24 protein-coding genes, 1 tRNA gene and 1 pseudogene are annotated in these 19,439 nt (G+C 65.8%); 12 read left to right on the forward strand and 14 right to left on the reverse strand.

Going from position 1 to position 19,439, the window contains the following annotated elements; translation table 11 throughout:
* Positions 1-45: 45 nt before the first annotated feature.
* Positions 46-756 carry an MgtC/SapB family protein gene (locus tag DIE12_RS04060; RefSeq protein ID WP_124519734.1) on the reverse strand — a complete coding sequence of 237 codons (711 nt, stop codon included), beginning with the start codon at positions 754-756 and terminating at the stop codon, positions 46-48.
* Positions 757-1,137: 381 nt separating this feature from the next.
* On the opposite strand from DIE12_RS04060, the gene DIE12_RS04065 reads away from it, so the two are divergent.
* Both DIE12_RS04065 and DIE12_RS04070 read left to right on the forward strand, forming a co-directional pair.
* The gene (locus tag DIE12_RS04065; RefSeq protein ID WP_044843467.1) at positions 1,138-1,422 is read left to right on the forward strand and encodes a helix-turn-helix domain-containing protein; all 285 of its coding nucleotides are present in this window, start codon (positions 1,138-1,140) and stop codon (positions 1,420-1,422) included.
* Positions 1,412-2,716 carry a HipA domain-containing protein gene (locus DIE12_RS04070; protein WP_124519733.1) on the forward strand — a complete coding sequence of 435 codons (1,305 nt, stop codon included), beginning with the start codon at positions 1,412-1,414 and terminating at the stop codon, positions 2,714-2,716. Before DIE12_RS04065 ends, DIE12_RS04070 begins: the two co-directional genes overlap by 11 nt.
* A gap of 174 nt (positions 2,717-2,890) precedes the next feature.
* Here DIE12_RS04070 and DIE12_RS04075 read toward each other — a convergent pair whose 3' ends face one another.
* Positions 2,891-3,274, reverse strand: a complete 384-nt coding sequence (locus DIE12_RS04075) for a hypothetical protein (protein ID WP_124519732.1) — start codon at positions 3,272-3,274, stop codon at positions 2,891-2,893.
* A 249-nt stretch (positions 3,275-3,523) separates the two neighbouring features.
* Between DIE12_RS04075 and DIE12_RS04080 the strand changes: the two genes are divergently transcribed.
* The 5 genes from DIE12_RS04080 (at position 3,524) to DIE12_RS04100 (ending at position 5,483) form a co-directional block, all read left to right on the forward strand.
* On the forward strand, positions 3,524-3,964 hold the full coding sequence (locus tag DIE12_RS04080; protein ID WP_124519731.1) for an Hsp20/alpha crystallin family protein: 441 nt from the start codon (positions 3,524-3,526) through the stop codon (positions 3,962-3,964).
* Positions 3,965-3,979: 15 nt separating this feature from the next.
* Positions 3,980-4,387 (forward strand): Hsp20/alpha crystallin family protein, encoded by a 408-nt coding sequence (locus DIE12_RS04085; protein WP_124519730.1) that lies wholly within the window; start codon positions 3,980-3,982, stop codon positions 4,385-4,387.
* Positions 4,388-4,602: 215 nt separating this feature from the next.
* Positions 4,603-4,779: a hypothetical protein gene (locus tag DIE12_RS39000; protein ID WP_260427852.1), complete on the forward strand. Its 177-nt coding sequence runs from the start codon at positions 4,603-4,605 to the stop codon at positions 4,777-4,779.
* A 19-nt stretch (positions 4,780-4,798) separates the two neighbouring features.
* Positions 4,799-5,362 carry an Hsp20/alpha crystallin family protein gene (locus DIE12_RS04095; RefSeq protein ID WP_124519729.1) on the forward strand — a complete coding sequence of 188 codons (564 nt, stop codon included), beginning with the start codon at positions 4,799-4,801 and terminating at the stop codon, positions 5,360-5,362.
* Between the two features lie 47 nt (positions 5,363-5,409).
* Positions 5,410-5,483: transfer RNA gene (locus DIE12_RS04100), tRNA-OTHER, on the forward strand.
* Positions 5,484-5,562: 79 nt separating this feature from the next.
* On the opposite strand, the gene DIE12_RS04105 is transcribed toward DIE12_RS04100, so the two are convergent.
* From DIE12_RS04105 to DIE12_RS04150, 10 genes are all read right to left on the reverse strand, one after another.
* Complete coding sequence (locus DIE12_RS04105; RefSeq protein ID WP_124519728.1) at positions 5,563-5,958, reverse strand: hypothetical protein; 396 nt, start codon at positions 5,956-5,958, stop codon at positions 5,563-5,565.
* A gap of 84 nt (positions 5,959-6,042) precedes the next feature.
* Positions 6,043-6,297 (reverse strand): hypothetical protein, encoded by a 255-nt coding sequence (locus tag DIE12_RS04110; protein WP_124485851.1) that lies wholly within the window; start codon positions 6,295-6,297, stop codon positions 6,043-6,045.
* Positions 6,298-6,406: 109 nt separating this feature from the next.
* Positions 6,407-8,029, reverse strand: coding sequence for a chaperonin GroEL (gene groL / locus DIE12_RS04115; RefSeq protein WP_124519727.1), 1,623 nt, complete (start codon positions 8,027-8,029; stop codon positions 6,407-6,409).
* 81 nt (positions 8,030-8,110) lie between these two features.
* Positions 8,111-8,428, reverse strand: a complete 318-nt coding sequence (gene groES / locus DIE12_RS04120) for a co-chaperone GroES (RefSeq protein ID WP_124485849.1) — start codon at positions 8,426-8,428, stop codon at positions 8,111-8,113.
* 687 nt (positions 8,429-9,115) lie between these two features.
* Positions 9,116-9,538: an ACT domain-containing protein gene (locus tag DIE12_RS04125; RefSeq protein ID WP_124519726.1), complete on the reverse strand. Its 423-nt coding sequence runs from the start codon at positions 9,536-9,538 to the stop codon at positions 9,116-9,118.
* A gap of 96 nt (positions 9,539-9,634) precedes the next feature.
* Complete coding sequence (locus DIE12_RS38510; protein ID WP_260427853.1) at positions 9,635-10,114, reverse strand: hypothetical protein; 480 nt, start codon at positions 10,112-10,114, stop codon at positions 9,635-9,637.
* A 184-nt stretch (positions 10,115-10,298) separates the two neighbouring features.
* Positions 10,299-10,520 (reverse strand): hypothetical protein, encoded by a 222-nt coding sequence (locus DIE12_RS04135; protein ID WP_124485847.1) that lies wholly within the window; start codon positions 10,518-10,520, stop codon positions 10,299-10,301.
* Positions 10,521-10,569: 49 nt separating this feature from the next.
* A complete protein-coding gene (locus DIE12_RS04140) occupies positions 10,570-11,382 on the reverse strand; it encodes a fused MFS/spermidine synthase (RefSeq protein ID WP_124519725.1) in 813 nt (270 codons plus the stop codon).
* A gap of 5 nt (positions 11,383-11,387) precedes the next feature.
* Positions 11,388-11,651 (reverse strand): HPr family phosphocarrier protein, encoded by a 264-nt coding sequence (locus tag DIE12_RS04145; RefSeq protein ID WP_044843459.1) that lies wholly within the window; start codon positions 11,649-11,651, stop codon positions 11,388-11,390.
* A gap of 35 nt (positions 11,652-11,686) precedes the next feature.
* Positions 11,687-12,133, reverse strand: coding sequence for a hypothetical protein (locus tag DIE12_RS04150; RefSeq protein ID WP_124519724.1), 447 nt, complete (start codon positions 12,131-12,133; stop codon positions 11,687-11,689).
* A gap of 207 nt (positions 12,134-12,340) precedes the next feature.
* Between DIE12_RS04150 and DIE12_RS04155 the strand changes: the two are divergent.
* A pseudogene (locus tag DIE12_RS04155) lies at positions 12,341-12,695 on the forward strand (zinc ribbon domain-containing protein YjdM).
* A gap of 298 nt (positions 12,696-12,993) precedes the next feature.
* On the opposite strand, the gene DIE12_RS04165 reads toward DIE12_RS04155, so the two are convergent.
* Positions 12,994-13,191: a ribbon-helix-helix protein, CopG family gene (locus tag DIE12_RS04165; RefSeq protein ID WP_044843458.1), complete on the reverse strand. Its 198-nt coding sequence runs from the start codon at positions 13,189-13,191 to the stop codon at positions 12,994-12,996.
* A gap of 168 nt (positions 13,192-13,359) precedes the next feature.
* Positions 13,360-14,127 (reverse strand): YoaK family protein, encoded by a 768-nt coding sequence (locus tag DIE12_RS04170; protein ID WP_044843457.1) that lies wholly within the window; start codon positions 14,125-14,127, stop codon positions 13,360-13,362.
* Positions 14,128-14,372: 245 nt separating this feature from the next.
* On the opposite strand from DIE12_RS04170, the gene hyfB reads away from it, so the two are divergent.
* From hyfB to DIE12_RS04190, 4 genes are read left to right on the forward strand one after another with little or no spacing between them, the layout of a single operon-like run.
* On the forward strand, positions 14,373-16,379 hold the full coding sequence (hyfB, locus tag DIE12_RS04175) for a hydrogenase 4 subunit B (RefSeq protein ID WP_124519723.1): 2,007 nt from the start codon (positions 14,373-14,375) through the stop codon (positions 16,377-16,379).
* Positions 16,373-17,323, forward strand: a complete 951-nt coding sequence (locus DIE12_RS04180) for a respiratory chain complex I subunit 1 family protein (protein WP_044843455.1) — start codon at positions 16,373-16,375, stop codon at positions 17,321-17,323. Before hyfB ends, DIE12_RS04180 begins: the two co-directional genes overlap by 7 nt.
* Complete coding sequence (locus DIE12_RS04185) at positions 17,324-17,983, forward strand: formate hydrogenlyase (protein ID WP_044843454.1); 660 nt, start codon at positions 17,324-17,326, stop codon at positions 17,981-17,983.
* Positions 17,976-19,439, forward strand: coding sequence for a hydrogenase 4 subunit F (locus tag DIE12_RS04190; protein WP_124519722.1), 1,464 nt, complete (start codon positions 17,976-17,978; stop codon positions 19,437-19,439). Before DIE12_RS04185 ends, DIE12_RS04190 begins: the two co-directional genes overlap by 8 nt.

Genomic DNA, 19,439 nt, shown 5'->3' on the forward strand with positions numbered 1-19,439 from the left:
CACGAGGCATGGAACCAGCCGACGTTCCGGCAAGCGCCGTGCGGCTCAGTTCTCCTCGGAACAGCGGATCGACGTCAGGCCGGCCGATTCGACGATCCGGATCAGTTGACGCAGCATCGCATCGGCGTCGGCCGGTTCGCGCCACTTCACGAGCAGTTCTTCCTCGCGCGACGCACGCGCGGCCGTTTCGCGAAAACCGCGCGTGCGGCACGCGAAGCCCGCATCGTGCAGCCCGGTCGTCAGGCGCTCGCGCGCCGTCGAGCCCAGTTCGTACTCGACCGTGACCAGCGCAGTCCTGACGCTGCGCACGCGCTGCTCGACCAACCGCAGCGGCCATACGACCAGGAGGGCGAGCGCGAGCCCGAGCGCGCCGAGCGACAGCTGGCCGCCGCCGATGCACAGTCCGACGACGGTGACGAACCACAGCGTCGCAGCCGTGGTCACGCCGGATACGAGGCCGTCGCGATGCAGGATCGCGCCGCCGCCGATGAAGCCCATCCCGGTCAGGATGCCGAGCGGCAGGCGCATCGGGTCGAGCACCGAGAACCCGTCCTGCGGCTTGCCGGCCTGCAGCAGCAGCGCATTGACCTGCAGCATCGCCAGGCACGCGGCGAGACAGACGAAGATCGTCGTGCGCAGCCCTGCCGTCTTGCCGGATTCGCTGCGATCGAGGCCGATCAGCCCGCCCGCGACGAGCGCCAGGACGATCCTGACGAGGACCGCATCCCACTGAAGTACGACCGGCATCGGCTCCATGCGCGCCTCCCTGCAAATCTTCTTGCGTGATGCGTCGCGGCGTGGCCGCGGACGACGCTTGCGGCGCGCAAGGTTCGGGCCCGGCTCGCGCGCGTGTCGCAGTGTCGGCGTGTCGCCGCCCGCACGGCTAGCGCCCTGACCGCTCAGTCGTCGCGCGCGCATGCGACCGGGCCGCCGTCACGGTCCCGCCCTTCTCCGCATCCGTTCGGATACGAAAATCGCCTGCGTCACGATTTCGCGCCTCCCGGTATCCGACCGGGTACGAAACGGCGCACCGGCTCCCCGGTTCGCCGCTCCGTTCCTGTACGGATACGAAATGATGCCCCGGCCGGCGAGTTGTGCAATACTGTTCCCGATCAGATACGAAGCACGGAGAACGTCATGTCGGAGTCCCAGTCCGTCGACACGATCGGCGCGCTCGCCCACCTCATCCGCGCGGCGCGGCTCCAGCAGGGGTTCACGCGCGACGAACTCGCGAACGCGACCGGGTTGTCGCCGAAATTCATCAGCCAGGTGGAAGGCGGAAAGCCGACCGCGCAAATCGGCAAGGTCATGCTGCTGCTCGGCGAACTGGGCGTGCGCCTGTACGCCGAGTCGTCGGTCGAGATTTCGGAAGCCACCGCGCTGAAGGCCGCGCAACGCCGCAGGAGCAGCCATGGCGGCTAGAACGCTGATCGCGTCCGCCAACGGCGTGCGCATGGGCACGCTGACCGACGACAAGGGCATCTGGTCGTTCGCGTACGACCCGCAATGGCTCGCGTCCCCGGCTGCCTATCCGCTGTCCCCGGCGTTCGCGCTGCGCGCCGGCCCCTTCACCGACACGTCGACCGATCGCCCGGTCCAGTGGTTCTTCGACAACCTGCTGCCCGAGGAAGGCATGCGCACCTCGCTCGCGCGCGAGGCGAAGGTCGACGCCGCCGACGCGTGGGGCCTGCTCGCGTACTTCGGGCGCGAATCGGCCGGCGCGCTGACGCTGCTGGCCGACGGCGAACGGGAAGCGCCCGGCAGCCTGCAGCCGCTGCCGCTCGACGAGCTCGAGCGCCGCATCCAGGCGATGCCCGAGCGCGCGCTGACGGCCACCGCGCCCAAGCGCATGTCGGCGGCCGGCGCGCAGCAGAAGCTGCTGCTGGTGCTGCGCGGCGATGCACCCGACTACGCGCTGTACGAGCCGGTCGGCAGCGAGCCGTCGATGCACCTGCTCAAGCCGGACATGCGCGCGGCCGGCTACCCGCACTCGGCGATCAACGAATTCTTCTGCATGAAGCTCGCGAAGAAGATGGGGCTCGACGTGCCCGACGTGCACTTCCTGCGCGCGCCGTCCGCGTGCTACGTGATCGACCGGTTCGACCGCGACGTCGCGTCGGCGCCGGCCGCACGCGTGCATACGATCGACGCGATGCAGTTGCTCAACTACGACCGCGGCTTCAAGTACCAGCGCGCGAACGCGCAGGAGCTCGCCCGCGCGATCGAGCGCACCAGCACGCGCGCGCTGGCGCGCCTGTCGGTGTTCCGCTGGACCGTGTTCAACGTGGTGGTCGGCAATGCCGACGCGCACCTGAAGAACCTGTCGTTCTTCGTCGACGCGCGCGGCTACCGGCTCGCGCCGTTCTACGACATCGTCAGCACGGTCGTGTATCACACGCCGACGCACCGCCCCGACCATCGCGGCGATCACTGGCCGCACTGCGAATTGACGATGCCGCTCGGCAACGCGACGCGCTTTGTCGAAATCGATGCGGCCGCGCTGATCGCGTTCGGTCAGGCGCTCGGGCTCAGGGAGAAAGCGGCGGCAAGCGAACTGCAGCGCTTTCTCGAACCGCTCGATCGCCATGTCGCGCAGACGCTCGACGAAGTGCGGGCAATCGCGCGCCCGGACGCCGGCGAGACGCGGCTGCTGAATTCGATCGCGGCGATGCCAATCGCGGAGATGGGGCGCGCGCTTCGGCCGACGCACGGTTGAGGACGGACACGAAGCATGCACCTGGGCGCGCCGGTCCAGGTGGATCGCCAATCCGACGTCCTGCGTCGGTCGGGTGCCCCATTCCGCGATCGTTGCCGCCGTGCCCGCCCCGCGCCGGCATGTCGGCAGACGCGAACCTGCGCCCGCCGTACGGCCGGGCGCCGAACCGATCGGTCAGCGGATCGGCGGCGTCGAACTCAGCTTCTCCGACAGCATCCGCTCGTACACGCCGAAGTGCAGATCGACCTCCTTTTGCGTGACCGGGGTGACCGTGATGTTGATCTGCTCGGGCAACAGGCCCAGCACGACCGCAACCGCGGCTTCAAGTTGCGGTGCACAAGCCTTGTCCTCCGCCATCGTCGTGCCGACCAGCACGTCGTAGGTCTTTTCCTGCCGGCAGACGATCTCGACGAGTCGCGCCCGCGCGCTCATGTTGTTGTCGATCGCCAGCCTGACGACCTCGGTCACGGTGCGCATCGTCTCGGTCGGAAAGCCCTTCGTCGAGCGCAGCCGGATACGATGCCTGCCCAGCGTAAGCCAGTCCGTATCGAATTCCATGGCGTCCTCCGCATGCAGTTCCAAGCCGCTGCGATGATAGGTTCCAGCACCGGAATTTCAAGTGCAAAAATCTGCCGCCGCCCCTTGAAATTTTCCGCAGAGTGCCTATCTTGAGTTTCGCTCAGGCAGACGCGCGAACCGTTTCATCCCGCGCGCTGCGTGTTTCGATTTGTTTGCCGGCAGTCCGGCAGGCGAACTGGAGCGCGTAGGCCCGTTCGCCTCCCGATTGCCATCAAGGAGGATACGATCATGAGCGATCTTTACTTCGGAACCGATTTCTTCAGCGAGTTCGACCGCCTGCAGCAGCAGATGGCGCAACTCTTCGGCGGCTTCCCGTCCAGCATCCGCGCGAGCCGGCTCGGCGCGTTTCCTCAGATCAACATCGGCGCGACGGACGAGTCGATCGAGATCGTCGCCTTCGCCCCGGGCATCAATGCCGCCGAACTCGACGTATCGATCGACAAGGGCTTGCTGACCCTCAGCGGCGAACGCAAATCGACGCAACCCGACACTGAAAGCGAGACGCGTACGTATGCGCAGGAGCGCTTCGTCGGCGCCTTCCGGCGCGTCATCGAGCTGCCCGACACCGCCGATCCCGACAAGGTCCAGGCGCGCTACGAAAATGGCTGCCTGTCGATCAGTATCGGCAAGCGCGAGTCGTCCAAGCCACGCGCCATCACTGTCCAGTAACTCGAGGAGCCGATCATGAACGACATGACCAAACTGGCTGAACGCGACCCATCCGCAGTCACGCGTCGCGACGCGGAACAGGCCACGCGCCGGATCACCCTCACCCCGGCCGTCGACATCTACGAGAGCAACCACGGCGTCACACTGTGGGCAGATCTGCCCGGCGTGACGAAGGACAAGCTGGACGTCAAGGTTCACGACAGCAGCCTCTCGATCGAGGCCGAGGCGGTGGTGCCGACGCCGGCAAATCTGCGCCTGCAGCATGCCGAGGTCCGGGAGCCGCACTTCGCGAGGACGTTCACGCTGTCACCGGACTTCGATACGTCGAAGATCGAGGCAAGCCTCCAGGACGGGGTGTTGAAGCTGACGATCCCGCGTCGCGACGAGGCTCGCCCACGGCGCATCGAAGTCAGGACCGGCTGACCCTGCGGCCACGGCGGGTCGGGAGCATGGGCGGCGGGAAAAGCGCCGCCGCCCGTCGCGAACCAGGAGCGGGAGGCACCGGTGTCCGATGTCGCTCAGGAGTCCTGGAAAGGGCATGCGGTCCTTGTCCGCACCGTGCCCATGCGACGATCGCGACACGCACGTCCGCACCGGATGGCCACATCGCCATCGTCCGGATCGAACGGAACGACGAGGTGTCGGCCGACCGGCATCCGCCGCGTTTCGGCCGGCGCTGGACAAGCGCGGCCGAAGCGCAGCGCGATGCGCTCGAGTACGCGGTGAAACTGATCGATCGCGACGTGCCCGGCGCAGTCGAGGCTCGGGGCACGCTTGCTGCCTGGGGGCCGGCCGCCACGCTCGAAACGGATTGAAGCTGAATCGGAGGACGCCATGAATACCGATCCGAAGAAGTGGAACCCCTTCAAGTTCCTTCGCGGAACTGCCCGCAAGTCCGACGCGGAAGGCCCGGACAACCCGCCGTCAAGCGAACAGTGGCGGGCCGCGTGGCCCGACATTCCGCGACTGTTCTCACGTGAGCCGTGGCGTGCGGTGGAGGAATTCCTTCATGACCCGCTCGCAGGCCGTGGCGCGCTCGAACGATGGTTCGGCGACTTCAGTTCATCGCGCTTCCAGCCGCGCATCGACGTCGTCGATGAAGGACCGGTGCTGCGCGTCACCGCCGAACTGCCCGGAATGGCGCGCGAAGATCTGAAGGTGAGCGTCGAGGACGGGGCAATCGTGCTGCGCGGAGAGAAAAAGCAGGACGTACGCAGCGAGGAAAACGGCTGTTACCGGCTGGAGCGCGCCCACGGAAGCTTCATCCGCACGATCCCGATGCCGGACTACGCCGACCCCGATCGCACGTTGGCAAAGTTCGATAACGGTGTACTCACGTTGACCGTGCCAAAGTCGGAGCCGACACAGACCGTGAGTCGCACGATCGAAATCCGCTAGGGCAAACACGAAAAGTGCCGTGGTGGCGGGCGGATATCGGACGAACCGGGCCGTTGGCTCAGTTGGTGGAGCGGCCGACTTTTTTGTCCGTTGGTCGCTGGTTCGAATCCGGTACGGCCCGCATGAAACCGAACATCCGCTGCCACCCGACAAACGCGGCTTGCGATGGGCGACGAACGCACCGAAGCCATGGATGACGGTCAGCCAGCCGCTGTGGAAGTGTCGTGGCAGACGTGCCCGAAGCGGGACACTCGCGACGCATATCGCACGGCGTCGTCCTTTGGACCCGGCTCGATCTCGCACCAGAATTCCTGATGACGGGCACCGAGACGGCGGGCCGCCTCGTAGCGATGAAAGTGACTGGCGAGCCAGAACCGGCACCCGTCGAAGAAGACCTTCATGGCCGGCCGCGCCGCGCGCATCGAACCACGGCGGATAGCGGTCATGGCTTCCTCCAGCGCTTCGTCGGCGAATGTTTGCGCGCCGCGCAGTGCATCATCGACCGAGAGTTGCAAGAACTTGAGGTAGTCCCTCCCGAGCACGCCGGCAGGAAGGCCCATCGACGAGCGGACAGGCGAACGCGGTTCATTGGCCATGACCATGTCCGATTCAGCGGGTTGGCAAGACGATCGGGACGCGGGTTGATGTCGCCGCATCCCGAGCCGGCCGGTCGGGCAAGTTCATTCGTCGGCCATGAGATGGCGGATGACCAGCGCCGGATCGGCGATATCCAGAATCAGCCGGCGCAGTATGCGCCTGCGCATGTGCTCTTCGTCGAGACTCCAGGGCGCGCCCTTTGCGCTGAGATAACGCGCGAGCGCGTCCCGGTTGTCTGCGCCTGCGGGCAAGTCGAGCCGGACGGCCAGCAGTCCCGCCACCACGTCGTCGAGCTCGATGTCGAGCGGCTTCGAGTCGATGCAAAGTTCGAGTTTCATGTCGGTCACCCGCAAAAAGCGGCGCCGCTTCAGCGGGGCAGCGCGCGGCGCCGAACGTGTTGCGCCGGCCGCGACTGTTGGCCGGCGCGTACGAGACCCGCTGCCCGGGTCAGTACTCGAGCGCCGGTTCGGCGGACTGCGCCGGCTTTTCGTCCTTCGGCGCGTCCGCAACCGTCGCGTCGGTCGTCAGGATCAGCCCGGCGATCGATGCGGCGTTCTGCAGCGCCGTACGCGTAACCTTGGTGGGATCGACCACACCCGCCTCGACCAGATCGCCATATTCTCCGGTGGCCGCGTTGTAGCCGAAGTTGCCCTTGCCTTCGAGCACCTTCGCGATGACCACCGAAGGCTCGTCCCCCGCGTTCGCGGCGATTACGCGCAGCGGCGCTTCGAGCGCGCGCAGCACGATCTGGACACCGGCGTCCTGGTCGCCGTTGGCGCCTGTCAGGCTCGCCACCATCGAACGGGCGCGCAGGAGCGCTACGCCACCGCCCGGCACGATGCCTTCCTCGACCGCCGCGCGCGTGGCATGCAGCGCGTCGTCCACCCGGTCCTTCTTCTCCTTCATCTCGAGCTCGGTCGCCGCCCCGACCTTGATGACGGCCACCCCGCCCGCGAGTTTCGCGACGCGCTCCTGCAGTTTCTCGCGATCGTAGTCGCTCGTGGCTTCCTCGATTTGCGTGCGAATGGACTTCACGCGCGCTTCGATGCGCTTCTCGTCGCCCGCGCCGTCGATGATGATCGTGTCGTCCTTGCGCACCTCGACGCGCTTGGCACGGCCGAGATCCTCGAGTGCCGCCTTCTGCAGCTGCTTGCCGGTTTCTTCCGAGATGACGGTCGCGCCAGTCAGGATGGCGATGTCCTCGAGCATGGCCTTGCGCCGGTCGCCGAAACCGGGCGCCTTGACCGCCACCACCTTCAGGATGCCTCGCATCGCGTTGACCACGAGCGTGGCCAACGCTTCGCCGTCGACGTCTTCCGCAACGATCAGCAGGGGCTTGCCTGCCTTGGAGGCGACCTCGAGGATCGGCAGCAGATCCCGGATGTTCGAGATCTTCTTGTCGTGCAACAGGATCAGCGCGTCGTCCAGGTACGCGGCCTGCCGTTCCGGATCGTTGATGAAGTAGGGGCTGACGTAGCCGCGGTCGAACTGCATCCCTTCAACCACATCCAGCTCGTTCTCGAGCGACTTGCCATCCTCGACCGTGATGACGCCTTCCTTGCCGACCTTCTCCATGGCGTCGGCGATGATCTTGCCGATGGTCTCGTCGGCGTTCGCCGAGACCGCCGCCACCTGTGCGATCTCCCTGTTGGTGGAAATCGGCTTCGACAGCTTGCGCAGTTCGTCGAGCACGGCGGCCACGGCCTTGTCGATGCCGCGCTTGAGATCCATCGGATTCATGCCGGCGGCGACGTGCTTCATGCCTTCCTGCACGATCGCCTGGGCGAGCACGGTGGCCGTGGTGGTACCGTCGCCGGCCACATCGGCGGTCTTCGACGCGACTTGCTTGACGATCTGCGCCCCCATGTTTTCGAAGCGGTCCTTCAGTTCGATTTCCTTCGCGACCGACACGCCGTCCTTCGTGAGGGCAGGCGCGCCGAAGCCGCGCTCGATCAGCACATTGCGGCCTTTCGGCCCCAGCGTGACCTTCACGGCATCGGCGAGAACGTTTACGCCCTTGACGATACGGGCACGGGCGCTGTCGTGGAATTGGACGTCTTTTGCACTCATGTTGCTGCTCCGGATAGTAGTCGTTGACTCGACCGACCCGTCGCGAACCGCCAGTCGGGTGTTCGCGACCGGCTCGGGATGTCAGGCGGCCTCACGCGAGGCGCCGACGTCGGCTTCGAGGAGGCCCATGACGTCTTCCTCGCGCATGACGAGCAGTTCCTCGCCATCGACCTTGACGGTCTGGCCTGCGTATTTGCCGAAGAGAACCTGGTCACCGACTTTCAACTGGAGCGCGCGCAGCGTTCCATCCTGCAGCAGCCGGCCGCTGCCGACTGCGACGACTTCGCCTTGTTCTGGTTTTTCTGCCGCGGAATCGGGTATCACGATGCCCGAAGCCGTCGTCCGCTGCGTCTCGATTCGCTTGACGATAACCCGGTCGTAGAGGGGACGAATCTGCATTTCCATCTCCTGAGCGATTAAAGGATCACCAATAAGGGAATCCGGCCGCGCGTACCGGGGCGCGTGGAACGCCGCCGTGCAGCCGAGCCAATGTCTGGCGGATTGCGAAATAGAGGCGGCCGTCGCGCGCTTCAAGGGGGTGTGAAAACGGCTATTTGTAACAAGTTGTTTCGGAGCGGCGTTGAATGGGACTGCCCTGCCGAGGCGACGTACGGTGCGGCCACGTCCGCATTGCCGGGCTCGCTCCGGGCGCTGCGAGGTCCGGCCAGTGGTGACCAGCGAACGAACGCGACAAGCGGGGGAATGGGCGATGCTGAATAGATAAGACAGGATAAGTATTCTTATCACAATGCATCTGTTTTTATTAAAAACTCGAACACGAACAAATACGCCGGGTCAATCGATCCCCTGCCCGCTCGCCCGTGTTTGCCTCACACGGCGTGACGAAACGCGAAGGCACACGAAGACACGGGAACACGGCAGACGTACGCGGCGAATCACGCGAACGAAGCGCCGCTGCGGCGCGTCGCCCGCGCGCATGCCGCAATCGATTGGCCGTCGATATTCCGCGGCGGCCTCACCCGGCCGAAGATCGGGGCAGACCGCGCCGCACGCCCGATGCAACGCACGCGAAATTCAGCCGTGAAAGGCACCCCGCCTCACCCGGCAGTCGACTGAAGCGGCAATTCAGGGCCTTTGCAGGATGTCTGTCGCCTGCTCGGCGTCGGCCAGCGAGTCGAGCGCTAGATAGGCAATGAACTGCGAGCCGAGCACGGCGGCGGATATGCCGCGGAGATTGATCCCGCCGTCCGACAGTTTCTGGGTCAGCTCCGCGATGATCCCCATCTGGTCCAGCCCCATCACACGGATCGAGTGCAGGCTCGAGCTAGGACTGAATCCCGCCTGCGTGGCAGCACGGGTCTCCCGATCTCCCTGCAGCGGCGCGACGAATACCACCCCTTTGCCGGGTGCTTCCTGGGTGCGCCGGGCGACGATGAATTGCAAATCCACGCCGGCATCCCGCAACGCGTTCAGCACGCGTGCAAGACCGCCCGGCTTGTCCTCGATGGTGGCCGCCCATACGTCGACGCGTTCCACGAGCAGTTCCATGGCCCCTCCAGAAAGTCGGACCTCGATGAAGACAATCTATGTCGCGCATGACCGGCGAGCAAGGCCGCTTGCGCGAACGGCGGCATGCAGGTTCGCCTAGGAATCCGATGATTTCGCCGACGGGGAACGCAAGCCGAGCATGACCGCCTGCCGATGCCGCCATTGAAGCAGCGCGTCGCGGAACTCGTCGGATGATTGTCCGGACGTAACGCGCCATGCTCCGGATTGAAAGGATCTCGCGGCGCGCCAGAACGACCGGGCCTCGGGCCCGTCGTCGATGGGAGTAATGGGCAACTGGTACGTTCGATGCAGATACGACAGGAAGGCGAGACCGTAGCCGCGGCGCCTCATCGTCGGGAGAATTTCCAGTCGATGGACATATACCCGATCGGTTCGCGGCGCCAGGCTGTATGTCGCCGCGCCGACGATACCGCCGGATGCCGCGAGGATCGCGACTTCCCACCCCGAATGCGGCACACCGTCGATGCCCAGATCGATCGGCGTCGATTGAAAACGAATCACGGGAAGCCGGCGAAATTTGTGCCGCGCAAAAAGTAACCGCAGGTAGGAAAGCACGTTCAGCCTTTCGTCATGTCCGCAGCGGCACGCTTGCTCCTCTTCGCGCGCCACCGCAATTCGCAGCCGCACCCTGGCGCGTTGACGCTTCCCCTGTCGAACGCAAGCGCCCATGACATGAACGACCCGGCATGGATGTCCGGATCGACGCGACCGTGCGATTCGCGAGCGACGCCGGCCAGAACTATTTCCGGTTCTTCAGGAACGTCTGTCCGGCTGCCGTAATCGAGACGCTTCCGCGGCCGTTCGTCGGATAGCGCACGAACCCTGCGCCGATGAGCTCGCGGGTGATGGACCAGCCAAGTGCGGGTGTATCGCGACCGTAACGAATATCGGCAAGGCGCTCCAGGGCCCAGATCGCGGATGCCGAGATGGTCGGAACGGTCGAAGCTTGGTTATCGCTCATGGCGTCTCCAGGTGTTTGATCATGATCAAGGGTGCCGCATGTATCGGACTCAATCGGCAAGGCACGCACTCAGGCGCGTCCAGTCGTAACGGGCGCCGACCTCGATGCGTACGGCGGCATCGACGAGGTCGATGCCGTGGCGGCCGCAGTGCCGATCCGCACGTTCGATGAGTGCCTCGAGCGACGGCAGCGGTGCGTCGCTCTTCCAGGCGAAGGCGATCACGTTGCCCGCACCGTCTTCAGCCGGTGCGATTGCGACGGACGGGCCGAACGTCTCACGCAGCCTCGCGAGACACTCACCGAGTCGCGGATCGTCGCCGAACAGATTGACGACGAGCACGCCGTCGTCGTTCAGTCGCGCGCGACAGGTGTCGTAGAAGGCTGCACTGCAGAGCTCGGACGGCGCGCCATCCGCATTGAAACCATCCTGCAACAGCGCATCGAATGTGTGCGCGGTCGTCGACAGGTGCCGCGCCGCGTCCGCGCAGATGATCGCCAGTCGCGCGTCGTCGGGTGGAACGTGGAACCGGTCGCGAAGCGCGATCACTTCCGGATTGATTTCGATTGCGGTGAGACGGGTGTTCGGCAGGTTCCGATAGCAATACTTCACGAGCGAACCGCCGCCGAGCCCGATCAAGCCAACATGCGCGGGTTCCGGCTGAAACAGCAGGAACCCCATCATCGTGCGCGTATAGCCGAGTGCGAGCGCGTCCGGGGCCTCCCGCAGCATCGTGCTTTGCATGCCACGGCCGTCGAAGCACAGCGAGACGAGGTGCTCGTTTTCCACGACGATCGGCTTGTCGGCGATCTCGGCCGGGGAAGCCGCGCGCAGGCCCAGGAACGGAAAATCGACAGGCGGCACGTCGGTCAGCCCTCTTGAAGCAAGGGCAGGAGCGCACGAAGCGCCGCCTCTTCGTCCGGACCGCTTGCAAGGACTTGCGCGGATGCGCCGCGACGCACCTGCAGCGATGACATGGCCATGCCGTCCTTGGCATTCCCGCGCCGCCCATTGGCGATCAGCAGGATGTCGCTGTCGAAACGGCGCGCCGTGACCACGAGCGCATCGCGCACGGCGGTCGCACCGTTCCGGCTCCAGGCGGGACCTGCTTCGAAATAAACGACGGTTGCCATGTTCCTCGCGTGTGGCGTGAGAGGGATGCCGGCATTCAGTGGGACGGGCCGATCCGGCAGGCCATCAGGAACGCCTGGAACTCGGTTTCCCATCCCGCGTCGCGCATGTCGATTTCGAAACCGACGAGACGCTGCATTGCGCCGCTCAGATACACGACACGGAGCACTCGAGGCGGCACGCCCTGCGCGAAACAGCAGCCATCCGCATCGAGCAGCAGGCGCGGATGGTGCCGCAAGCGCGCACTGGCCACCGAGATGGGATCCATCACATGCCGAGCCGATTCCCGCGGATAGACGAACGCCAGATGAATACCGGCGGCCGCGAGCCGCTCGCCCACATCATGGAAGCGGTGGACCATCTGGAAGCCGCGCTCGCCGCCGCGCCCGACGCCCACCACGACAAGCCCCCGGCTCCCGGCGACCTCCGGCAGGGATATGGGCCGCCGATCGGGCAACAGCAGCATCCCATCCAGATCGAACATGTCGGCTACCTCCGCGAATCCGCCCTCAATTCCGGCGATCGGCGGCAAGACTGGATTATAAGACAGCATTCATAGAATGTGTATTTCATTATAATGTTGTGTGCGCCCACCCCGAGGTCGGCCCGCCTGCGAGCCGACGGCACGGCGCCCGTTCCGGCGAGGCAGGTATCCGCCCGCTTTTGCCGCCGACCGGTTCGAATCCGTCCGATGGAAGCCGCGAACGGTGCCCCCGCCTGCCCGCAATGCGCAATGGAAAACACCTGCCCAAACGGCACACTGCATCTGTGCGCGGACTGAGGTCATGAATGGTCGGCGGGCGCCGGCATCGAATCCGCTGACGAATCGGCCAGGCGAGTCGTCAAGGACGCGAACGGCAATGTGCTGTCGGACGGGGGGCGCGGTCGCGCCGATCAAGGATCCGCGCGTGAAGGGTTCATCGATCACGCTGAGAATGGGCGCCAAGGTAAAAAGCATCCGGATCGTCGGCGGCGATCACGAGATCGACGGCAAGACCGACGCGGGCAGCTTCGTGCTCGCGGCGTGCCTTCGCCGGGAAGCGTGACGCCGCGCGCTTACCTACGGCGAACCCGCTTGTCGTTGCAGTTCGCTGCACGCGCTCCCCACCGACAACATATCTACCCGGATCGATCGGGCATGGAGCGCGGTTATCGGAATCTGCCCGGCGTGACCATCGACGCGATTGCGCTACGCGATGTATTCAGGATTCCTGCAGACGATGCCCGGTTCAAGATGGCCCGTGCGGATGGCACGAAGTACGTGACGCGGAAGGATGCCCATACGGACCCTGGCATGCGCACGGCATGCGCACCGGGAAATCGACGTCCAGGCGGCTCGCGAACTCAGTCCGCGCTTCGCTTCACCCGTTTGCCGAGCGCGCTTTTCGTCTTGTAGCTCACGCCGTGTTGTTCGAGATACTCGCGAATCAACTGCCGCACGACTTGCGACGGCGTCAGGTCCTGCTCCGCGCAGAGCATGTCGAACGCCTCTTTCTTGGCGGGATCGATCAGGATGGTCAAGCGTGCGGTTTTCGTTTCCATTGCAGGGCAGAGTCGGCGATATGCTAATTTAATTATAATGCATCGGCCCTTGCGTACCGCGCCCGAAAGCATTCGGCACGCGCGTGTGGCCCACGCTCGGCGAAAGCGCCCCAAGCAGGATCCGCCGCCGGCAACGCGCAGTCGGGTTTCGTTTCACCTTGTGCAGGCTCACGACCGGCGGTCAAGCCGATAGAGATAGTCGAGCACGTCGTCGACGACGGGCACGATCGCCAGCGTGACGAGTGCCGCGGCCAGCGGCACGGTCGACACGTAGCCGACATGCTTGAAGCCGATTGCGCCGGCCAGCCCCCCGACGAAGAACGACGCCAGCATCGTCGCGTGAATCCTGAGCTTCGCGCGGTTCGCGATCACCGTCTGCGCGTGCACGTCGGCACTCGAACGATTCCAGTAAAAGAGCTTGCCGAGTTCGATGCCGAGGTCCGTCACGATGCCCGTCATGTGCGTCGTGCGGATTTCCGCCCCCGACAGCTTGGTGATCATCGCGTTTTGCAGCCCCATGATGAAGCACAGCAGGATCACCGTGACCGGCATGAAGAACGCTTCCCACAGCGCGAGATGGCTGCCGAGCAGCCCGAACAGGAGCAGCAGCGCCGCTTCGACCAGCAGCGGCAGCACATACTGACTCTGCAGCCCGCGGCGCCGCCCCCAGTTGACGAGCACGGCCGAGCAGCCGGCACCCACCAGAAACGACGCGAGCGAACCCACCCCGGCCAGCACGAGCCGGATGTCGCCGAGCGCGGTCTGATCCGCGATCGCCGACACGATCCCGCTCATGTGCGACGTGTATTGCTTGACCGCGAGGAAACCGCCGGCATTGGTTGCGCCGGCGACGAAGGCAAGCGAAAAACCGAGCTGGCGGTTCGCGGCCGCGCTGCGGTGTTTTCCCGTCAGGCTTCGGAAGTACTGCGCTGGCATAGGATCTTCCCTCATTCGCCCGGATCGGGAGACAACGACGCCCCGAGCGGAACCCGGCGCGCCGCGGCACACCGCCACGGTCGCCCGTTCCAGCCAGGGAGTCATGAGACTTTCATGATAACGGCATTATCATACCTTGTTATCCTGATTCGTCTTTCGGTGTCATAATGCGGGCAGGAACAGGCTGCGGAAGAAGCGGTCTTTCCATCACCTCGTCCAACCCGAGCGTACTGGAGACATTCCGGATGGCACCCGTGCCGGTCGTCCATTTCGTCCTGCTGGCCGTGGCCGCGTGGCTCGCGGTCGGCACGCTGGGGCTCGGGGCGCTGCGCCGCACGCGACTGGTTGCCCACGGCCTCTTTCCGCTCGGCGCGCTGGTCGGGCTGCTCGTCGGCGCGGCGGGCCTCGCCGGCATCCTTGCCGAGCCGTCTGCCGCGGTGCTGCCGATCGGGCTTCCCGGCCTGCCCTTTCATCTGCGTCTCGATCGCCTGTCCGGCTATTTCCTGTTCGTGCTCGGCCTCGTCGGCACGGGGATCGGCGCCTTTTCAGCCGGATATTTCCGCAAGGGCGAAGGATCCGCGCCCGGGCTGATCTGCTTCGAATACCACGTCTGCGTCGCAAGCATCGCGCTGGTGTTGATCGCCGACGACGCCTATGTATTCATGGTCGCCTGGGAGACGCTGACGCTGTCCGCGACGTTTCTCGTCATGACCAACCACCGGATCGGCGAGATCCGCCGGGCCGGTTACCTGTATTTCCTGATCTCGCACGTCGGCGCGCTGGCGCTGCTGCTCTGCTTCGGCATTCTGCAGGCGCGCACCGGCGACTACACCTTCGCCAACCTGCGCGCGCAGTCGCTGGATGCCCTGCCCGCGTCGTTCGCCTTCCTGTTCGCGCTCGTCGGGTTCGGCGCAAAGGCGGGGATCTTCCCGCTGCATGTGTGGCTGCCGGAGGCGCACCCCGCGGCGCCGTCGCCGGTCTCTGCGCTCCTCAGCGGATTCGTGCTGAAAGTCGGCCTGTACGGCCTGCTGCGCGTGCTGTTCGACCTGTTGCACGTGCAGATTGCGTGGTGGGGCGTGCTGCTGCTCATGCTGGGGCTCGGCACCGCGCTGCTCGGCGTGGTGTTCAGCACCATCCAGGTCGACATGAAGCGCCTGCTCGCCTATTCGTCGATCGACAACGTCGGCCTGATGCTCGTCGCGCTGGGTCTCGCGGTGCTGTTCCGCGCGTACGGGATGACGAGCCTGTCGGCGCTCGCGCTGACCGCGATGCTCTACCAGATCGTTGCGCATGCGGCGTTCAAGAGCCTGCTGTTCCTGGGCACGGGCGCCGTGCTCCACGCCACCGGCGAGCGCAACCTCGGCAGGCTCGGCGGACTGATCCGCTTCATGCCGTGGACCGCGTGGGCCGTCCTCGCGGGCGTCGCGGCCAGCGCGGGCCTGCCGCCGCTAAGCGGTTTCGTGGCCGAGTGGCTGCTGTTGCAGGGCTTTCTGTTCGCGCCGCGGTTGCCGGATTCGGTGCTCGCGATGACGGTGCCGATCGCCGCCGCGCTGATCGCCATGTCGGCCGCGCTGGCCGGCTACACGATGGTCAAGTTCTTCGGCATCGTGTTCCTCGGGCAGCCGAGAGAAGCGAAGCTGAACCGCGCCCGCGACGCGAACGCGTGGGAACGGCTCGCGTTCTGCTGGTTCGCGGCCGCCAGCGTGCTGCTCGGGCTGATGCCCGCCCAGTTCGTCAAGCTGCTGGATCGCGTCACGCACACGCTGGTCGGCGCCGGCGTCGGCGCGGACAATCATGGCTGGCTGCTGTTCGCGCCCGTGTCGGCCGCTCGCGCGAGCTACATGCCGGCGGCGTTCATGCTGTTCTTCATCGCCTGCTGCGGGCTCGCGTGGGTGCTGGTGCGGCGTTTCTATCACGGCCGGCTGCGCCGCGCGGCCCCCTGGGGCTGCGGCTTCCCGTTCACGACCGCGCGCATGCAGGATACGGCGGAAGGATTCGGGCAGCCGATCCGCGAAATCTTCGCACCGCTGCTGCACATCGAGCGGCAATTGCCGTCGCCGTTCGACACCCAGCCGGCCTACCGGGTGTCGGTGACCGATCGCACCTGGTCCGCGCTCTACGCGCGCATCGCGGCGCTCACGCAACGCGCCGCCGACTGGGCAGGCCGCCTGCAGACGGGCAAGATCGCGGTTTACCTGACCTACAGTTTCGTCGTGCTGATCGTGCTGCTGATGTTGGTGAGACGATGGTAACCCTGTCCGGCGTCATCTCGCAGACTCTCGAAATCGTGATAGCGATCGCGGCCGCGCCATTGCTCACGGGGTGGGTCAACCAATGCCGCGCCTGGCTTCAGAACCGGCGCGCGCCGTCCATCTGGCAGCCGTACCGGATGCTCCACAAGCTGTTCAACAAGGAATCGGTCATCGCGCACGGCGCGAGCCCCGTGTTCCGCGGCGCGCCCTATGTCGTCTGGGCCGCCATGACGCTCGCGTGCGCAATCGTGCCGACCCTGTCGACCGAGTTGCCGCTGTCGCCCGCCGCCGATGCGATCGCGCTCGTCGGCCTGTTCGCGCTCGCGCGCGTCGCGCTGTCGCTCGCGGCGATGGACGTCGGCACGGCGTTCGGCACGCTCGGCGCGCGCCGCGAAATGCTGATCGGCTTCCTCGCGGAGCCGGCATTGCTGATGGTGCTCCTGTCGGCCTCGCTGATTACGCAGTCGACGCTGCTGACGAGCATCGTCGCGACGCTCGGCCGCGGCGAGCTCACGATCTATCCGAGCCTGGCGTTCGCCGGCATCGCGTTCACGCTGGTCGCGCTGGCCGAAAATGCGCGGCTGCCGGTCGACAATCCGACCACCCACCTCGAGCTCACGATGATCCACGAGGCGCTGATCCTCGAATATTCGGGGCGGCACCTTGCGTTGATGGAATGGGCGGCAAGCCTCAAGCTGTTCGCGTATTCGTGCATCGGTCTCGCGTTGTTCGTGCCCTGGGGCATCGCGAATGCGGGCGATCCGGTCGCGCTGCTGCTGGCGGTGCCGGTGCTCTTCATCAAGCTGACGGCAGGCGGTGTCGCGCTCGCCGTGGTCGAAACGGCCAACGCGAAGATGCGCATCTTCCGGGTACCGGAATTCCTGGCCACGGCCTTCCTGCTGGCCGTGATCGGCATGCTCGTCCACCTGCTGCTGGGGGCATGAATGCACGCCTACGCGACACAACTGATCAACTTCCTCGCGGCCGTGCTGCTGATGCTGTCGTTCGCGATGCTGAGCCAGCGCCGGATCCTGTCCCTGATCCATCTCTATACGCTGCAGGGCGTCGCGCTCGTGTCGGCGAACCTGATCCTCGGCTTCGTCACGGCCGACGTGCACCTGTATGTGTCCGCCGGGCTGACGCTCGTGCTGAAGGTCGGCGTGATTCCGTGGTTCCTGTATCGGCTCGTGCGCAGGCTCGACGTCAAGACCGACGTCGAACCGCTCATCAACATCCCGACCACGCTGCTGATCGGCATCGTCCTCGTGATCGTCGCGTTCAACGTCGCCGCGCCGATCAGCCAGCTCGCGACCTCGGTCGCGCGCGGCACGCTCGGCATTGCGCTCGCGTGCGTGCTGCTGTCGTTCATGGCGATGATCACGCGCGCCAAGGCCATTCCACAGGTGATCGGCTTCCTGTCGATGGAAAACGGGCTGTTCTTCGCGGCGGCGGCCGCGACCAACGGCATGCCGATGATCGTCGAGCTCGGCATCGGGCTCGACGTGCTGATCGGCATCCTGATTCTGGGCGTCTTCATGTTCCAGATTCGCGAGCAGTTCGACAGCCTGGACATCCATCACCTCGAGAAACTCAAAGATGAATGACGCCCACGTCGTGCTCGCCGTGCTCGGGCTGCCGCTCGCGGGCGCCGCGTGCCTCGCCTGCGTGCGGCCGAGCCGGGTCGCGCGCCAGCTGAACGTCGGCTTCAGCTTCCTGACCTTCGCGGCGACGCTGGTGCTGGCCGCGCGCACCGTCGAGCACGGCCCGTCGTTCGCATTCGGACGCGCGTTTTTCGTCGATCCGCTGAATGTCTATCTCGTTGCGCTCACGGCGTTCGTCGGCTGGACGACGTCGCTGTTTTCCCGGCCCTACATGCAGATCGAGGAAGCCCGCGGCCGGATGACGGCCGCACGGATGCGGCTCTATCACAGCATGTATCAGCTCTTCATGTTCGCGATGCTGCTCGCGCTGCTGACCGACAACGTCGGCGTGCTGTGGGTCGCCATGGAAGCCGCCACGCTCGCCACCGTATTGCTCGTCAGCGTCTACCGAACCGCCGCCAGCCTCGAAGCCGCATGGAAGTACTTCATCCTGTGCGGCGTGGGCATCGCCCAGGCGCTGTTCGGCACGATCCTGCTGTACCTCGCCGCGAGCCGGCAGCTGACCGACGGCGACGCGCTGCTGTGGACGAGCCTGGCCGCCGTCCGCACGCAGCTCGACCCGACGATCGTGTCGATCGCCTTCGTGTTCCTGCTGGTCGGCTACGGGACCAAGGTCGGCCTCGTGCCGATGCACAGCTGGCTGCCGGACGCGCACGCCGAAGGTCCGACGCCGATTTCGGCGGTGCTGTCCGGCCTGCTGCTGAACGTTGCGCTGTACGCGGTGCTGCGCTGCAAGGTCCTGGCCGACGGCGCGCTCGGCAATGGCCTGCCGGGGCGGCTGCTGGTCGGGTTCGGGCTCGTGTCGGTCCTGATCGCGTCGTTCTCGCTGTTCCGGCAGAAGGACGTGAAGCGCCTGTTCTCGTACTCGTCGATCGAGCATATGGGCTTGATGACGTTCGCATTCGGGCTCGGCGGCCCGATCGCGACGTTCGCCGGGCTGCTGCACATGACGGTCCATTCCCTCGTCAAGTCGGCGATCTTCTTCGCGGTCGGCCATGCCGCGCAGAAGGCCGGCACGCAGGCGATCGACGGCATTCGCGGGCTGCTGCAGGTCAGCCCGACGGTCGGCTGGGCCATGATGCTCGGCACGCTTGCGATTCTCGGCCTGCCGCCGTTCGGTGTGTTCGCGAGCGAATTCCTGATCCTGACGACGGCCATGAACACGCTCCCGTGGACCGCGCCGTTGCTGCTGCTCGGGCTCGCCGTCGCGTTCGCGGCGATCTTCGCGCGCGTGCAGCGGATGGTGTTCGGCGAAACGACGACGGCGACGCCGCTCGAACACCGGCCGGCGCTGCTGCCGGTGTTCGTGCATCTGGGACTCGGCCTGATGCTGGGCCTGTACGTGCCGCCTTACCTGGCCATGTGGTACCGCCAGGCGGCGACGATGCTGGCAGGGTGA

Source organism: Burkholderia sp. Bp9015 (assembly GCF_003853505.1).
Classification (GTDB): domain Bacteria; phylum Pseudomonadota; class Gammaproteobacteria; order Burkholderiales; family Burkholderiaceae; genus Burkholderia.

Excerpts from the sequence above, each read along its gene's own strand:
- DIE12_RS04060 (WP_124519734.1), bottom strand. The coding sequence starts at position 756 with ATGGAGCCGATGCCGGTCGTACTTCAGTGGGATGCGGTCCTCGTCAGG.
- DIE12_RS04065 (WP_044843467.1), top strand. The coding sequence starts at position 1,138 with ATGTCGGAGTCCCAGTCCGTCGACACGATCGGCGCGCTCGCCCACCTC.
- DIE12_RS04070 (WP_124519733.1), top strand. The coding sequence starts at position 1,412 with ATGGCGGCTAGAACGCTGATCGCGTCCGCCAACGGCGTGCGCATGGGC.
- DIE12_RS04075 (WP_124519732.1), bottom strand. The coding sequence starts at position 3,274 with ATGGAATTCGATACGGACTGGCTTACGCTGGGCAGGCATCGTATCCGG.
- DIE12_RS04080 (WP_124519731.1), top strand. The coding sequence starts at position 3,524 with ATGAGCGATCTTTACTTCGGAACCGATTTCTTCAGCGAGTTCGACCGC.
- DIE12_RS04085 (WP_124519730.1), top strand. The coding sequence starts at position 3,980 with ATGAACGACATGACCAAACTGGCTGAACGCGACCCATCCGCAGTCACG.
- DIE12_RS04095 (WP_124519729.1), top strand. The coding sequence starts at position 4,799 with ATGAATACCGATCCGAAGAAGTGGAACCCCTTCAAGTTCCTTCGCGGA.
- DIE12_RS04105 (WP_124519728.1), bottom strand. The coding sequence starts at position 5,958 with ATGGCCAATGAACCGCGTTCGCCTGTCCGCTCGTCGATGGGCCTTCCT.
- DIE12_RS04110 (WP_124485851.1), bottom strand. The coding sequence starts at position 6,297 with ATGAAACTCGAACTTTGCATCGACTCGAAGCCGCTCGACATCGAGCTC.
- groL (WP_124519727.1), bottom strand. The coding sequence starts at position 8,029 with ATGAGTGCAAAAGACGTCCAATTCCACGACAGCGCCCGTGCCCGTATC.
- groES (WP_124485849.1), bottom strand. The coding sequence starts at position 8,428 with ATGCAGATTCGTCCCCTCTACGACCGGGTTATCGTCAAGCGAATCGAG.
- DIE12_RS04125 (WP_124519726.1), bottom strand. The coding sequence starts at position 9,538 with ATGGAACTGCTCGTGGAACGCGTCGACGTATGGGCGGCCACCATCGAG.
- DIE12_RS04135 (WP_124485847.1), bottom strand. The coding sequence starts at position 10,520 with ATGAGCGATAACCAAGCTTCGACCGTTCCGACCATCTCGGCATCCGCG.
- DIE12_RS04145 (WP_044843459.1), bottom strand. The coding sequence starts at position 11,651 with ATGGCAACCGTCGTTTATTTCGAAGCAGGTCCCGCCTGGAGCCGGAAC.
- DIE12_RS04150 (WP_124519724.1), bottom strand. The coding sequence starts at position 12,133 with ATGTTCGATCTGGATGGGATGCTGCTGTTGCCCGATCGGCGGCCCATA.
- DIE12_RS04165 (WP_044843458.1), bottom strand. The coding sequence starts at position 13,191 with ATGGAAACGAAAACCGCACGCTTGACCATCCTGATCGATCCCGCCAAG.
- DIE12_RS04170 (WP_044843457.1), bottom strand. The coding sequence starts at position 14,127 with ATGCCAGCGCAGTACTTCCGAAGCCTGACGGGAAAACACCGCAGCGCG.
- hyfB (WP_124519723.1), top strand. The coding sequence starts at position 14,373 with ATGGCACCCGTGCCGGTCGTCCATTTCGTCCTGCTGGCCGTGGCCGCG.
- DIE12_RS04180 (WP_044843455.1), top strand. The coding sequence starts at position 16,373 with ATGGTAACCCTGTCCGGCGTCATCTCGCAGACTCTCGAAATCGTGATA.
- DIE12_RS04185 (WP_044843454.1), top strand. The coding sequence starts at position 17,324 with ATGCACGCCTACGCGACACAACTGATCAACTTCCTCGCGGCCGTGCTG.
- DIE12_RS04190 (WP_124519722.1), top strand. The coding sequence starts at position 17,976 with ATGAATGACGCCCACGTCGTGCTCGCCGTGCTCGGGCTGCCGCTCGCG.